Here is a 16,107-nt window from a genome sequence, read left to right on the forward strand (position 1 = left end):
CAGAACAACGAAGAAACCTGAAAAAAGAAATTGAGTTTTTTCAGAAATATATCCTTTGAAACTGATTATATAAAATATGTGTAAATTGAAACGCAATTATTGCATACAAACAGGCTGATTTCTGTCCGAAACAGTCTCTTCGGTTTTCCGCATCCCTCTTCAAGACGAGAGAGTGATTGGACAATATGCGCAAATTTAGCGTTGATAAATTACAGACACCTGTTTATTTTTCCTACCTTTGTAGAATAATTAAGACGTTAAGGAATAAAATATGAACAATTCAAGAGTCATCAAGGCACACCTGTGTATGCTGATTGCCGAGATTATCTGGGGGTTGATGTCGCCGATAGGCAAGGATGCTATGCAGCACGGCATAAGTGGATGGTCGATGGTAACTTTCAGAGTGTCGGGTGCCGCCGTGCTTTTCTGGACGGCTTCGCTGTTTGCAAAGTACGAACACGTATCGCTGAAGGATTTCTTTATCTTCGGAGCTGCGGCATTGTTTGGCGTTACCTGCAACCAATGCCTGTTCACTTTAGGTTTAAGTTACACGTCGCCTGTAAATGCAAGCGTCATCACTACCACGATGCCCATCTTTGCAATGATACTTGCCTTCTTCATTCTGAAAGAGCCTATCACGCTGAAGAAAGCCGGTGGCGTGGCAATAGGCTGTGCAGGTGCCATCATTCTGATACTTACGAGTCTTGCTGCCGTGAACAGCAAGGTGGGAAACGTGCAGGGCGACGTGATGGTGCTCGGCGCACAGTTGAGTTTTGCACTCTATCTTTCGCTTTTCAATAAATTCATCAAGAAATATTCGGTCTTCACCATCAACAAATGGATGTTCTTCTGGGCTACGATTTACGTAACGCCCTTTGCTTTCAACGACATAGCTGCCTTGGATTTCGCTTCCGTTGAAACAACCACTTGGCTTGAAATAGGTTTTGTGGTGGGCTGTGGCACCTTCATTGCCTATCTGCTGATGATGATTGGGCAGCACACGCTGCGCCCATCCGTAGTGAGTGTATATAATTATGTGCAGCCGATAGTGGCCGTAGTAGTCTCTGTTCTCACAGGCATCGGTACGTTTACACTCTATCAGGGCATAGCTATTATCTTGGTTTTTACTGGCGTTTGGATGGTCATCAAGTCAAAATCGCGCAAGGATATGGAAGCAGAGAAACAAGCAAAGGCTATTTGAGACAGCAACATTATACAATATTTATAACTCACTGAAAATCAACAGGTAGAAACACCATTCCCATTCTTGCGAAGAATGCACGGCAATCTTCGCAAGAATGAAACGCAAACGTGCGAAGAATGGAATGCAATCTTCGGTCATTTGAAAATCGTGTTCTTGTCGGTTGAAATTACTGCCTGCCAACCTGTTCTGAACTTGCGCGATTGAGAGGATTGTTTTGTGAGAAAGAAAAAATATCACTAACTTTGCAGAACCATCATTTTGCCCTTCGGCAATCCGACAAATTAAAGATAGAGAATGAAAGTTTGCATTGCAGAGAAACCAAGTGTCGCACGCGACATCGCCAGAATCCTCGGAGCCACCAGTTCGAGGGACGGTTATATGGAAGGTAACGGCTATCAGGTAACGTGGACCTTCGGGCATCTTTGCGAACTGAAAGAACCCAACGACTACTTTGAGAACTGGAAATACTGGAGTCTCGCAGCCTTGCCTATGGTGCCTGCGCGCTTCGGAATAAAGGTAATAGAGGATGAAGGAATCAAAAAACAATTCTCTATTATTGAAAAATTATATCAAGGTGCCGAGGAGATTATCAACTGCGGCGATGCCGGACAGGAGGGAGAGTTGATACAACGGTGGGTAATGCAGAAGGCAAGAGTGAACTGTCCGGTAAAGCGTCTTTGGATTTCTTCGATGACAGACGAGGCCATCAAGCAGGGATTTGAAAACCTCAAAGACCAAAAAGATTATGAGCCTCTCTATCTTGCTGGGCTTTCGCGCGCCATCGGCGACTGGCTATTGGGAATGAATGCCACACGCCTGTACACCCTTAAATATGGAAACAACAAATATGGAAAGGATGCTCAGGTGCTTTCCATCGGTCGTGTGCAGACCCCCACGCTGGCACTGATTGTGGAACGGCAGAAGGAAATCGACAATTTCAAGCCCGAGCCTTACTGGGTGCTCGCTACGATATACCGTGAAACACAGTTCACGGCAACGAAAGGAAAGTTCACTTCAAAGGAAGAAGGCGAGGCTGCTTTCTCGCTGATTGACGGAAAGCCTTTCGTTGTAGACAGCGTTACAAAGAAAAAAGGTACGGAACAGCCTAAACAGCTTTACGACCTGACCTCGCTTCAGGTGGATTGCAACAGAAAGTTCGGCTATTCGGCCGAAATGACGCTGAACACCATCCAGAGCCTGTACGAACGGAAATACACCACTTACCCTCGTGTGGACACTCAATACCTTACGGACGATGTGTACAGCCAATGTCCTCAGATAATGAACGGTATGTTTCAGACGGCTTTCGCCGGTAAGAAGCCTTATGCGGAATTGGTAAAGAAATTGGGTGGAAAGCCATTGCTGAAGTCGAAACGTGTGTTCGACTCAAGCAAGGTTACCGACCACCACGCCATCATTCCTACGGGAGTGGTGCCGCAGGGGCTTTCCAATGCCGAGCAAAATGTGTTCGACCTCATTGTCCGCCGCTTCATTTCGGTATTTTATCCTGACTGCAAATTCTCCACTACAACCGTTATCGGCAAGGTGGACGAGATAGAATTTAAGACTAGCGGCAAGGAAATACTCGACGAGGGATGGAGAGTCGTTTATAAAACGGAAGATGCTGCAAGCTCATTGAAAGAAGGAAGCAATGAGGGAGGAGCGAAAACGGCTACGGCTGACAGTCTGGCAACGCCTTCTTCGGAAGGAATCGGCGAGAACCCGGAAGAAAAGGAGACCACGCTGCCCACATTCGTGAAGGGCGAAAGTGGTCCTCATACGCCCACGCTGACTGAAAAGCAGACCACGCCGCCGAAACATTATACTGAAGCATCGCTGCTGCGCGCAATGGAAACGGCTGGAAAGCTGGTGGACGACGAAACATTGCGTGCCGCACTGAAGGAGAACGGCATTGGCAGGCCGTCTTCCCGTGCGGGAATCATCGAGACTCTGTTCAAGCGTCATTATATAAGGAGAAAGAAAAAGAATCTCGAAGCCACGGAAACAGGTATTGCACTCATTGACACCATCAAGGAAAAGCTCCTCACTTCGGCCGAACTTACGGGTATATGGGAAAAGAAACTCCGTGATATAGAGCACAGGAAGTATGATGCCGGACAGTTCATCAATGAATTGAAAGAGCAGATTACAATGATTGTGAACGATGTGTTGGCCGACAATTCCAACAGAAAGATTGGCAGCGAACCGAAACCATAGCATAAAGATGACTTAACAGCATACTGTCATAACAATAAAACGCCTACGGTCTGCGTTAAATAGAATATGAATCAACGCCTTATAAAATATAAATCAAGTCAGCCCAACATCCCTTCATTCCAGAAAGGGTGTTGGGTTGTTTTGTTGCTCACGATTGGTCTGTTACTGAATAGCTGTGGAATAGAGCGTAGTATTAAGAAAGGAGAAAAGTTCTTGGAGATTGGCGAATACTATGACGCAGCCGCTCAGTTCAAGAAGGCCTATCAGCAAACGCCTGCAAAGAATCGGGCGCAGCGTGGAAATCTTGCCAACAAGATGGCTTTCTGTTACGACCGTATCAATTCCTCGCAGCGTGCAATCGCAGCCTATCGGAATGTTATCCGATACAAGCAGGATAATTTCGAGACGCACTTGAAACTTGCACAGAACCTTATGAAGAACGGAGCGTATCCCGAGGCATTGAAAGCGTATCAGACAGCGTTGGATTCTATGCCGTCGAGCAAGATGGCAGCCGAAGGTCTGTCGGCAGCAACGATTGCTCCCAAAATAAAGGAGGAGGGGTCGTATTATGAAGTGAAGAAGATGGACATCTTCAATTCGCGCCGTCAGGACTATTCGCCTATGCTTTACGGCGATCAGTATAATCAGCTTTACTTCACGTCTACACGCAATGAGGCGCAGGGCGACGAACTGAGCGGCATTACCGGTGTGAAGCCCAGCGATATTTTTTACAGTGAAAAGGACGACAAAGGCAAATGGACAACGCCCCAGACTATTGAGAGTGGGCTGAATACTGATGCCGATGAGGGCACGCCGGCATTTTCGGCAGATGGCAGGGAAATGTATATCACGCAATGTCTCACCGACCCTGTTCGTCCTCGTTTTGCACAGATAGCTGTCAGCAATCGTGCAGATGCAGCTTGGTCTAAGGCTGCGAAACTTGAAATCAGCCGAGACACGCTCTCCAGTTTTGCACATCCTGCCGTTTCTCCTGACGGAAACTGGCTGTATTTCGTCAGCGATATGCCCGGAGGTCAAGGAGGTTTGGATATCTGGCGTGTGAGACTTATGGGTGGAACAACGGGAGGTGTGGAGAATCTTGGTGCTCCTATCAACACTCCGGGCAATGAAATGTTCCCTACATTCCGCCAGAATGGCGATTTTTATTTCTCTTCTGACGGACACGGTGGCTTGGGTGGTTTGGACATCTTCATTGCAAAGGTGGGCACAGACCGTCGTTATCATCTTGAACATCCCGGTTTTCCGCTCAATTCGCAGGGCGACGATTTCGGAATGACCTTTGAGGGGAAGCACAATCGTGGTTTCTTCTCATCCAATCGTGGCGATGCCCGAGGATGGGATCACATTTACAGCTTTGAACTGCCCGAAGTGATACAGACCGTAAAAGGCTGGGTTTACGAAATGGAAGGCTATGAACTCCCTGCCGCACAGGTTTTCCTTGTGGGCGATGACGGCACGAATGTCAGACTTTCCGTCAAAGGCGACGGTTCATTCGAGCAGGAAATACGTCCGGGAGTAAACTATATTATGTTGGCAACGTGTGCCGGTTTCCTGAATCATAAGGAAGAACTGCGTGTAGAACCAGTTACAGAATCGAAAGAATATGTGCTTCAGTTCCCATTGGCAAGCATACGTGTGCCTGTGATGATAGACAATATATTCTATGATTTCGACAAAGCTACGCTACGACCGGAGTCGGAAGCTGCTCTGGACGACCTTGTAAAGCTCTTGAACGAAAATCCGAATGTTACGATAGAACTCTCTGCTCATACCGATTACAAGGGTTCGGCAGATTACAACAAGCGACTGTCGCAGCGTCGTGCTGATGCCGTTGTGGCTTATCTGATAGAGCACGGCATTGCAAGCGACCGACTTTCGCCAGTAGGTTATGGAGAAGAAAAACCGAAAACCGTCCGCCGAAAGGTTGCCGAAAAGAATACTTGGCTGAAAGAGGGCGATGTGCTGACGGAAGAATATATTAAGAAACTTGATGAGAAACATCAGGAGACGGCCAATCAGATGAATCGCCGTACAGAGTTTGTGGTGCTTCGCACCACTTATGGTATATTCGATGAAAAGGGAAATCTCAAGAATCCTCCCAAACCGAAGGTGGAAAAGAAACTGGAGGACGATGAAGACTTCATATTTGATATTGAGTAAGGAAGCAATACGATTTCACTCATCACCATTACTCCCACAAAGCAAATGCAACTACCCAAAGACTTTGAAGACTACACACGTTCACTAATGGGCGAATCTCGCTACAATACTTTCCTGAAAGGGCTTTCCGAAGAGCCTCCGGTAAGTATTCGCCTGAATCCTTTCAAGATAAAGGAAGATAATGTAGTGTCTGATGTTTTCAAGGCAACGAATATCCCTTGGTGCAAGGATGGCTACTATCTGGAAAGCAGACCCAACTTCACTTTTGATCCTCTTTTCCACGCAGGGGCTTATTATGTTCAGGAAGCAGCGTCTATGTTTGTTTCGCACGTGCTCCGTACGTTAGTGAAATATCCGGTAGCCTTGCTCGACCTCTGTGCTGCGCCCGGTGGAAAGACAACTTGCGCTCGGACAGCAGTTCCTGAAGGAAGTTTGGTCTTCTCCAACGAACCGATTGGGAAACGTTCACAGATATTAGCTGAGAATGTACAGAAGTTCGGCCATCCTGACGTGGTTGTTACCAACAATTATCCTCGCGATTATAAGAGAACGAAGCTGCTATTCGATGTTGTGATTGCCGATGTTCCGTGTTCCGGTGAAGGGATGTTCCGCAAGGATTCTCAAGCCATTGAGGAATGGAGTACGCAGAATGTGGAGAATTGCAGGCAGTTGCAGCGCAGCATTATTGCCGATATTTGGGACAACTTGAAGCCCGGCGGCATTCTCGTTTATTCCACTTGCACGTTCAATGCCAGCGAAAACGAAGAAAATGTAGCTTGGATTTTGAAGGAATACGGTGCAAAACTGATTTCTGTACCTACTGAAAAGGAATGGAATATAACGGGGACGTTGATTGACAATCCGTTGAACGACAGACAAGACTTCCCTGTTTATCGTTTCATCCCCGGTTTTACACAAGGCGAAGGTCTCTTTATGGCTGTAATACGAAAGGAAGGCGAAGACACAAGTTTAATGCAGAAAACCGATATCAGTACTGAAACAATGATTCAAGAGGCAAGAAAGAAGCTCAGGATTCTTGCACACGGCGTAAAGAAAGGCATTGAGAAAGGAAAGCAATTCATCCCCGACCATAGTCTGGCACTCTCGGTTTCAGCAGATAAAAGCAGTTATCCTACGGTGGAAGTAGATTATAAAACGGCTGTCAGCTATCTTCGGCACGAAGCCATTTTGCTCTCTCCTGATGCGCCAAAAGGTATTGTTCTTCTCACCTATAAAGGCTTTTCCATTGGTTTTGCAAAGAATCTCGGCAATAGAGCCAACAATCTCTACCCACAGGAATGGCGAATAAAAAGCAGTCATATACCGGAAGAGCAAATCATTATTGATACTCTTCCCTCACAATAGTTCCTCCTCTCTTTTAAAATATAACTATGAAACAATATCTGAATCTTCTGAACCGAATTATAACGGAAGGTGCAACAAAAGGCGACCGAACTGGAACAGGCACGTTATCTGTGTTCGGCAATCAGATGCGCTTTGATTTAAAGGACGGTTTTCCTTTGCTTACAACAAAGAAACTCCATCTTAAAAGCATCATTCACGAACTGCTTTGGTTCTTGAAAGGAGACACCAATGTGAAGTATCTGCAAGACAATGGTGTAAGAATATGGAACGAATGGGCAGATGAAAACGGTGAACTTGGTCCGGTTTATGGGCATCAGTGGCGTTCTTGGCCTGATTATAAAGGTGGCACTATCGACCAGATACAGAATGTTGTGGATATGATTAAGAACAATCCGAACTCCCGCCGTATGCTCGTTACGGCGTGGAATCCGGCTGAGGTTGAAGATATGGCACTCCCTCCTTGCCATTGTCTTTTCCAGTTCTACGTTGCCGACGGACGTTTGTCGCTCCAACTCTATCAGCGTTCTGCCGATAGCTTTCTCGGAGTGCCTTTCAACATTGCATCTTATGCCCTGTTGTTAATGATGATGGCACAGGTTACGGGATTGGAACCCGGAGAATTTATCCATACAACTGGCGATACGCATCTCTATCTCAACCATTTGGAGCAGGCAAAACTTCAGTTGAGCCGTGAACCTCGCAAGTTGCCCACAATGAAAATCAATCCTGATGTGAAGAATATCTTTGATTTTAAATACGAAGACTTTGAGCTTACCGATTATAATCCACATCCACACATCGCTGGTGTTGTGGCAGTATGAGAACATTAGAACCTTATGATATAGACAACTATGCAGATAAACATTATTTCCGCAGTAGCAAGAAACCGTGCAATTGGTTATAACAACAACTTGCTTTATTTCATTAAAGAGGACTTGCGCCGATTCAAGCAGCTCACTACCAGCAATACCGTCATTATGGGACGCCGTACTTTCGAGTCGTTGCCCAAAGGTGCGCTTCCCAATCGTCGCAATATCGTGTTGAGTCGAACTAAAAAGGATTTCCCGAACTGCGATGTCTATACTTCACTCGACGAGGCTTTGAAGCACATTGATAAAGACGAAAAGGCCTTTATCATCGGTGGAGCCAGTGTCTATAAAGAAGCATTGGAGATGGCCGACCATCTTTATCTCACAGAAATAGATGCTATTCCTGAAAATGCCGACGTATTCTTCCCTGAATACGACAATAACATTTGGACGGTAGAAGCCAAGGAAGAACACGCCGAGACCGAAGATGTGCCAGCCTATTCGTTCGTTGATTATGTAAGGAAGCAAGCCTAATCAGCTTTTCAAAGAACAATATCAGCACAAATTGTGCTATCGGCTAAAGATAATAATACTCTTCCAAAACGTTTGTAGGTATATATTTTATACTGTTCTGAATAATCATAAGAAAAGAATTAGCGTGAGTTCAATGAACTCACGCTAATTTGTATAGAATCTGGTCTTGTCATTAAACCCCAGTTTGTTTATTCATTTGGCAAATGGAACTTATAGTTCTTGTCGAATACTTCCTTGACTTTATTGATTTCCAAGAAAGTTGTACCACCACCTTCGCCGAATGAGCCGGAAAGATATGCAATCTTGTCGTCGAGAGCAATATAACCTTTCTGACGAAGCATACGAACTGCGGCCGTAAACATATTCTGACTTGACTTGTGCTGCTGCTGATAGATTGGAATAATGCCATAACTGAGGTTCAGCCAACGCTGAAGTTTCTCTTTATAGCAGATAGCCAATACTGGATTAGGGCCACGGAAAGCAGCCAGATTACGAGCCGTCTGACCAGTAGCACTATCAGTAATGATACCCTTTACACCGAGATATTCGGTTGCCTCGATGGCGTTCTTTGAAAGAAACTCCCTCTGATCCATCAAGTTCGGATCAGGCATCTTGAAGAATCCTTCCCTATGTGCGTCCTGTTCGGCACGTTCAGCAATCGTTGCCATCGTCTGGACAGCCTCTAACGGATACTTACCACTTGCCGTTTCGCCACTCAGCATCAAGGCATCGGTGCGACTGTAAATAGCATTTGCAATGTCAGTAACCTCTGCGCGGGTAGGACGAGGATTGTTAATCATCGTGTGAAGCATCTGCGTAGCCACGATAACGGGCTTCTTCTTTGCGATACATTTTCTGATAATGCTGCGCTGAATACCCGGAATCTGTTCGATCGGCACTTCAATACCCAAGTCCCCACGGGCAATCATAATGCCGTATGACGCATCGATAATCTCGTCTATATTATCAACACCTTCCTGATTTTCAATCTTTGAAATGATTTTGATATCAGAATTGTGCTCATCAAGAATCTTCTGAACAGCCATAACATCGGAAGCCGAACGAACGAATGAGTGAGCTATGAAATCGATATCTTCCTTGATAGCCAACTCTATATTGAATTTGTCTTTTTCTGTAAGTGCAGGCAAGTCAATGTGTTCGCCGGGAACATTCACACTCTTCCGAGAACCCAGTTCTCCGTCGTTCTGAACCTGAACCACAACCATCGGACCGACGATTTCCAAAACCTTCATATCCAATGCACCATCATCGAAAAGAATATGGTCGCCAATCTTCACGTCCTTGGCAATATCCAAATATGACACATTGATTGCATCGTGAGTGGTTTCCACGTCAGGACGGCCGAAAATCTTTACATTCTCACCTGTCTTGAACTGGATTGGTTCCTCCACACTCGTTGTGCGCACCTCCGGTCCCTTTGTATCTATAAGCAAAGCAATGTGAGGCGAAACAGCACGAGTGTTTTTCACCACCGTTCTGATACCTTCTTCTGAAGCGTGAGCCGTGTTCATACGGACAACGTTCATACCTGCAAAAAACAACTTGCGAAGGAAATCCACATCGCATCGTCTATCACTAATCGAACATACAATCTTTGTCTGTTTCATATTTCGTGTATATTATTTATTTTGACATAGCTGAGAAAACAACATATAGAAAAGAGGAAAGGGCAATGATGAAAAACCAAACGATGACGAACACTATCGCAACCTTCTTTCCCAAACCTACTGACTTGCTCTCGATTTTTTCTTTCCTTGGCTTTTCTGATTCGGCAACAGACGGTTCAGCTTCGATTATCGGAGTTGCCACCGTTGCCAAATGCCCACAATAGGGACAGGAGCTTTTCAAGGTCGTGGCAGGTTCGGCCTGTACAACATACAAACCTGTGCAATTATTACATTTAACCTGATACTGTATGACCATATATTAAATTACTTCATCAATCAGCACCTTGCCGTTCGTCACCACAATCTTAATCTCGTGGTATTCGGTTTCTCCATCCTGTGTGAGCCGAACTTTATACCATTGTCCGTCCTTATGCGTTACTTCCAGATTTTGCAGGAGTTCTTCCCTTATCTCCAGTCCCGACTGTGTCCCGAATGCTCCCCACCACGCAGCACTTGCATCAATATCAAAAGAGTCGGACGCATCGCCAAAAATCATTTTCAGGCATTTGTCCGTCAGATAATGCCTATAACGCATCGGGTCATCATCCGTAAGGACACTTTTTTCATAAAAATTCTTCAGGAACCGGCAAACGGAAGTATGATAATCAGCCACCCTTCTCAACGAATCCGCCTTAGCCTGTTTAGCCTTGATAACATTTTCCACCGAGTCGCAATGCCGCTTTCGTGCCATTCGCCTTTCAGCACTTTTCTGCTTCGAGTATATTCCCCATCCATAATAAGCCCCCACTCCTATCAAGGCAAGCAAAATGAAAGTCAGCACTATCATCAGCGTGCGCATTCCGTTTGATTTCTTCACGTTATGCCCTTGCCCATTAGCTGCGTTGAATTGTGACGCCCGTTCCTTTGACTCGGGAAGTGTGTTATCATTTTTAGGGAAGTTCACAATCAGTTCTTGCCCACAATAAGGACAGGTGCATTTTACCTTGAATCCAGTATTGCCATTCAGTTTGAATTTACCCGAACATTTTCTGCAAGTAACCTTATATTGCATCTCTCAATTTTTCTGCAAAATTAATATTTTTCTTTTGTATTATGAAATATTTTCAACATATTTAAAGACTAATAAACTCGGCACAACGAGCTATAACACAAAAGCCTCTTTCAGCGATTCAACAGCCATTATCCAACATTCGTGTCAGCAAACAAGCAGGGCGAAACGAAAAAAAATATTCATCTGCAAGATATTTGAGTTTTGAATTATATTGACAAAAGGCTCTGTATAATTCTAATATTCTGAACAAAAGTTTTTTATTTTTCAAAAGCAGGGGCTTTTCAGCGTTCTTAATAACTTCCTATCATTCAGAGAGTTGCATTCCACACAGCAACTTTTATTAAACAAACGAACTTTAAATTCGGAAAAACAAACCAATAAAAATCGCATATACACCAATAAAAGCACTATAAAAATCGCACAAGCGATTTGCATTCTCCACATAATTGCAACATAATCTTGCGAAGAATGCAGTTCCTTCTTCGCAAAAACATAAAACAACTTACGAATATTCAGATGAAAACATCGTAAATTCAGAGTTATTTTTCATAGAATGCCTTGTCGGGAGTGTGCTTTTTTTATTGAAGGAACTTTACAAAAAAGAGCCTCTTTTGCAAAAATCAGTCAAGAAAATCCAGAGTTCCTTCTTCCCAAACCTCTTGCCGATAATCACTCCTCTTGTCGTTGGCAGGCGATGAAACGGTCAATCCCAGCAAACGGACTGCCCTACCCTGTCGGTTTGTTTCTTTCAACAACCGTTTTGCAAGTGGCAGAATGTCCTCTTTCGTGCGCAAAACATTGTTTACCGTAATGCTTTTGGTATGCTGACTGGTTGCATCCCATTTTATTTTCAATGTCAGAGTCCTGCCCTCAAAGCCATTTAAAGTCAATCTTTCAACCAGTTGAAGAACAATATGATATAGTTCTATTATCAGCTTCGTTTCCGAATGAATGTCTTCAAGAAAAGTCTCCTCGCAGCCTACCGATTTCCGTTCGCGTTCCGGCTCAACCACACGTGTATCAATACCTCTTACAAAGTCGTAATAGATTTGCCCAGACTTACCGAAAACCTGCGTCAGATGCATCAATGAGACGGCACGGAGCTGCTCGCCCTTGAATATGCCCATCCTGTGCATAGTTTGAGCCGTCTTAGGTCCAACTCCCCAGAACTTCTCAATGGGCAATTCGGCGATGAAGTCGAGAGCCTCTTCGGGATTAACCACGAAAATGCCATTGGGTTTATTCATATCCGAGGATATTTTAGCAAGAAATTTATTGTAGCTTACCCCTACGGAGGCCGTTAGTTGCGTCTGTTCAAAAATCTTTGCGCGAATCTCGCTTGCAATTTCCAACGCCGACTCCATTCCGAACTTATTATCCGTAACGTCAAGGAAAGCCTCGTCGAGCGACAGGGGTTCAACAAGGTCTGTATATTGATGGAAAATCTCCCTTACCTGACCGGACACCTCTTTATAAACCTTCATCCGCGGCATCACAATCGTCAGATGCGGGCATCGCCGTTTAGCCTGTGCGATGGGCATAGCAGAACGAACTCCAAATTTCCGCGCTTCATAACTGGCCGTAGAAACAACGCCTCTTGGCCCGTCGAAACCGACAGCCAACGGAATGTTTCTGTATTCAGGATTATCTCTTTGCTCCACCGATGCAAAGAAAGCATCCATATCAATGTGAATGATTTTGCGCAAGATTCTAACTTTTTTCCAATGCAAAGATAGAAAAAAATCAACATTGTTTCATAAAAAAGCAGTATCTTTGCAACAAAAATAAAAAATAGGAGTTATACTATTTATAAAGAAGCTATAAACAATGAACAATTCAGACAAGTACGATGCTATGGGAACTACACAAAAAGCGATAAAAAGACTTATCGACTTTTTAAGTTCATTCATAGGGATTATCCTACTTTCGCCAGTTTTTCTTGTTATAGCCACTTTAATAAAGCTGCAAAACAACGGACCGGTCTTTTTCAAACAAGTCCGCATTGGCTATTTGGGCAAACCATTCATAATATACAAATTCCGAACTCTAAGCAGTGTCGTTGAAGAGAATGGGCCACAGTTGGTTGCAAAGTGCGACAGCAAAAATTCCACAAGCCTTGAACAATTCCTAAGAGGCTACCATCTCGACGAGCTGCCACAGCTCTGGAATGTGCTGAGAGGAGATATGTCGCTTGTCGGGCCACGCCCGGAACGCAAGTTCTTCATTGACAAAATATCTGAACATACCGACAGGTATCCCATCATATACCAAATGCGACCGGGCATCACGTCGGAGGCTACAATATACAATGGCTATACCGATACAATGGAAAAAATGCTGAAACGACTTGAAATGGATATAAACTATCTTGAAAGACGAACATTGTGGCTCGACTGCAAAATCATTGTAAAAACTATTTTAAATATCGCAACAGGAAAGAAATTATAAATTATGAAACGATATATTCTTTTGTTCACTATCCTGCTCTGTTCAATCGGAGTATATAGTCAATCCACTATGACGGACAGTCAGGTTATGGAATTTGTAGTAAAAGAACAGGGTAAAGGAACTTCTCAAGCGCAGATTGTTACAAAACTTATGCAGAATGGCGTAGACATCACACAGATTCGTCGCGTAAAAAATTCGTATGAGAAAATGAAGAAAGGAAATGCCAATCTGGGCACCGCCAAGACCCAAGATGGCGACCGCAGCCGAACCAACAACGGACAAACACGTCCGGGGGTAAACAAAAAGAAAATCGCCGATGAAACTTTGAAGGAATATTCAGAAGAAGAGAGCGAGGCAGACTTGTATTCAAACAATCGTATTTCAAGAAACAAGACCGAAAAAAACACTTTCGATGAAACCGACAGCGAGTACCTGCTGATGCAGGAAGAAATGGATACTTGGCTTCCACAGGATACGGCTGCGATGTACGAAAACTTGTTAAAGAAGCTGAGTAAAAACAAGAAAAAGGTTTGGGGACGTGATATATTCAACAACAAAAACCTTTCTTTCGAGCCTAATATGAATATGGCTTTGCCAAGCAACTACCGCATCGGTCCCGGCGATGCCGTATTCATTGATATATATGGAGCTTCACAGAAATCCATACAGACTACCGTTGCTCCCGATGGTGTAATTACCATTGAGGGTATTGGCCCCATTCAGGTCAGCGGACTCACAGTAGGTCAGGCCAACAGACGCATTCAGGACAGGATGGGAAAACGTTACAGCAGTTCGAGCATCCGTCTCTCAATCGGACAGACTCACACGATTATGGTCAATGTAGTCGGAGAGGTCAAGACTCCCGGTACTTATACCCTATCAGCTTTTGCAACCGTCTTCAACGCACTCTATATGGCAGGTGGCATCGGCGAACTCGGAACGATGCGCAATATCAAGGTCTATCGCCACGGTTCGCTCATCAGTACTGTCGATATCTATGATTTCCTGAAGAGAGGCAACCTCAAAGGAAATGTTCGTTTGGCAGACAACGACGTGATTGTTGTCGGGGCATACGATATGCTGGTAAACATCAGCGGTAAAGTAAAGCGTCCAATGTATTATGAGATGAAACGCGAGGAAAGTCTCGGCTCGTTGATTTCATACGCAGGAGGCTTCTCTGGCGATGCCTACACCAAATCCGTAAGAGTGCTGCGCAAGACTGGCAGACAATACTCCATCTACAATGTGAATGAGTTCGATATGAACCACTTCAAACTCTCGGATGCAGACTCTGTGAATGTGGATTCCGTCATTGCCCGCTTCGAGAATATGGTAGAGATTAAGGGAGCCGTGTTCAGACCGGGTATGTATGAGGTTGGCGGACAAATCAACAGCGTGAGGGCATTGATAGAAGCAGCAGAGGGCTTGAACGAATACGCATTTGCGCCACACGCCGTAATGCACCGAATGAAAGCCGACCGTACATTGGAGGTTATCCCGGTTGATGTAGACGGAATCCTCCTTGGAAGAGTGGCAGACATTCCTTTGCAGAATGAGGACGTACTTTTCATTCCAACGAGAACTGATGTTCAGGAAGAACAGACTATAACGATTCACGGCGAAGTGCAATATCCCGGCGTCTATAAATATGCCGACAACGAAACCGTAGAGGATTTTATCTTGCAGGCAGGTGGTTTGAAACAGACTGCCTCAACCGTGCGCGTAGACGTATCACGAAGAATCATTAATCCGGAAGCACTGACAACGGATTCCATCATTGCACAGAGTTTCTCCTTCGCTTTGAAGGATGGCTTCGTCATCGACGGACAACCGGGCTTTACCCTCGCTCCGTTCGATGAAGTTTTCGTGCGCAAGAGTCCAGGTACAACAAAACTTCAGAACGTAACGATTGAGGGCGAAGTGATGTTTGCCGGCAACTATACCTTAACCGGCAACAATACCCGCTTGAGCGATATATTCAAGAAAGCAGGTGGAGCGACAGACTTGGCTTACATTCAAGGAGCACGTTTGGAGCGCAAGCCAACACAGGTGGAAAAAATGCGTATCGAGGCTGCCTACAAGACACAGGTTGAACAGGAAAACAAAAACTTGCTTGACATGGCGACAAACAGTAGTGGTGGAGGCAACATATTGCAGGCTGCTCAAAAAAATCAAGAAGTAAGTCTGAAAAAGTTTCAGATTCCGGAAACATATCTTGTTGGTATCGAATTAGACAAAGCCATTGAAGCACCGGGCAGCGATGCCGACCTTATACTTCGCGAGGGCGACCGTATTATCGTACCTCAATTCAATGGTACGGTGAAGATCAACGGTGCAGTTATGTCGCCAAACTCTGTCGTGTATCGAGAAGGAAAGAGCGTCGCATACTATATTGATCAGGCAGGTGGATTTGCACAGGATGCCAAAAAGCGACAGACCTATATTGTATATATGAACGGAATGCAGGCAAGAGTTGGCCATAACGCCAAAGTTCGCCCAGGTTGCGAAATCATTGTTCCAACAAAGAACCGCAAAAAGATGAGTTTGGCAGAAATGATGGCAATGGGTTCCAGTGCTACAAGTATGGCTGCCGTATTGGCAACATTAGCTAATATATTGAAATAAGAATTTATCAGGTACTATGGGGAA

General features: G+C 44.7%; 12 protein-coding genes. 8 read left to right on the forward strand and 4 right to left on the reverse strand.

Features of this window, described 5'->3' with window-relative positions:
- Positions 1-271 precede the first annotated feature (271 nt).
- The 6 genes from P150_RS0114130 to P150_RS0114160 all read left to right on the forward strand — a co-directional run bounded on the left by P150_RS0114130 (position 272) and on the right by P150_RS0114160 (position 8,310).
- The gene (locus tag P150_RS0114130) at positions 272-1,201 is read left to right on the forward strand and encodes a DMT family transporter (protein WP_028898263.1); all 930 of its coding nucleotides are present in this window, start codon (positions 272-274) and stop codon (positions 1,199-1,201) included.
- 297 nt (positions 1,202-1,498) lie between these two features.
- Positions 1,499-3,421 carry a DNA topoisomerase 3 gene (locus P150_RS0114140; RefSeq protein ID WP_028898264.1) on the forward strand — a complete coding sequence of 641 codons (1,923 nt, stop codon included), beginning with the start codon at positions 1,499-1,501 and terminating at the stop codon, positions 3,419-3,421.
- A 66-nt stretch (positions 3,422-3,487) separates the two neighbouring features.
- On the forward strand, positions 3,488-5,602 hold the full coding sequence (locus tag P150_RS0114145) for an OmpA family protein (protein WP_028898265.1): 2,115 nt from the start codon (positions 3,488-3,490) through the stop codon (positions 5,600-5,602).
- Positions 5,603-5,647: 45 nt separating this feature from the next.
- Positions 5,648-6,967 (forward strand): hypothetical protein, encoded by a 1,320-nt coding sequence (locus P150_RS0114150; protein ID WP_051617647.1) that lies wholly within the window; start codon positions 5,648-5,650, stop codon positions 6,965-6,967.
- 26 nt (positions 6,968-6,993) lie between these two features.
- On the forward strand, positions 6,994-7,788 hold the full coding sequence (locus P150_RS0114155) for a thymidylate synthase (RefSeq protein WP_028898267.1): 795 nt from the start codon (positions 6,994-6,996) through the stop codon (positions 7,786-7,788).
- Between the two features lie 30 nt (positions 7,789-7,818).
- On the forward strand, positions 7,819-8,310 hold the full coding sequence (locus P150_RS0114160; RefSeq protein WP_028898268.1) for a dihydrofolate reductase: 492 nt from the start codon (positions 7,819-7,821) through the stop codon (positions 8,308-8,310).
- A gap of 188 nt (positions 8,311-8,498) precedes the next feature.
- Here P150_RS0114160 and pyk read toward each other — a convergent pair whose 3' ends face one another.
- The 4 genes from pyk to dinB all read right to left on the reverse strand — a co-directional run bounded on the left by pyk (position 8,499) and on the right by dinB (position 12,716).
- The gene (gene pyk / locus P150_RS0114165; RefSeq protein WP_028898269.1) at positions 8,499-9,938 is read right to left on the reverse strand and encodes a pyruvate kinase; all 1,440 of its coding nucleotides are present in this window, start codon (positions 9,936-9,938) and stop codon (positions 8,499-8,501) included.
- A 16-nt stretch (positions 9,939-9,954) separates the two neighbouring features.
- The gene (locus P150_RS16605) at positions 9,955-10,254 is read right to left on the reverse strand and encodes a hypothetical protein (protein ID WP_155953024.1); all 300 of its coding nucleotides are present in this window, start codon (positions 10,252-10,254) and stop codon (positions 9,955-9,957) included.
- 3 nt (positions 10,255-10,257) lie between these two features.
- Positions 10,258-11,010, reverse strand: a complete 753-nt coding sequence (locus P150_RS0114175) for a hypothetical protein (protein WP_028898271.1) — start codon at positions 11,008-11,010, stop codon at positions 10,258-10,260.
- 620 nt (positions 11,011-11,630) lie between these two features.
- Positions 11,631-12,716, reverse strand: a complete 1,086-nt coding sequence (gene dinB / locus P150_RS0114180) for a DNA polymerase IV (RefSeq protein ID WP_028898272.1) — start codon at positions 12,714-12,716, stop codon at positions 11,631-11,633.
- 121 nt (positions 12,717-12,837) lie between these two features.
- Here dinB and P150_RS0114185 point away from each other — a divergent pair, with 121 nt between their 5' ends.
- Positions 12,838-13,458, forward strand: coding sequence for a sugar transferase (locus P150_RS0114185; protein WP_028898273.1), 621 nt, complete (start codon positions 12,838-12,840; stop codon positions 13,456-13,458).
- 3 nt (positions 13,459-13,461) lie between these two features.
- A complete protein-coding gene (locus P150_RS0114190) occupies positions 13,462-16,083 on the forward strand; it encodes an SLBB domain-containing protein (RefSeq protein ID WP_028898274.1) in 2,622 nt (873 codons plus the stop codon).
- The last annotated feature ends 24 nt before the right edge of the window (positions 16,084-16,107 follow it).

It is taken from the genome of Prevotella sp. HUN102 (assembly GCF_000688375.1).
Taxonomy (GTDB): Bacteria; Bacteroidota; Bacteroidia; order Bacteroidales; family Bacteroidaceae; genus Prevotella.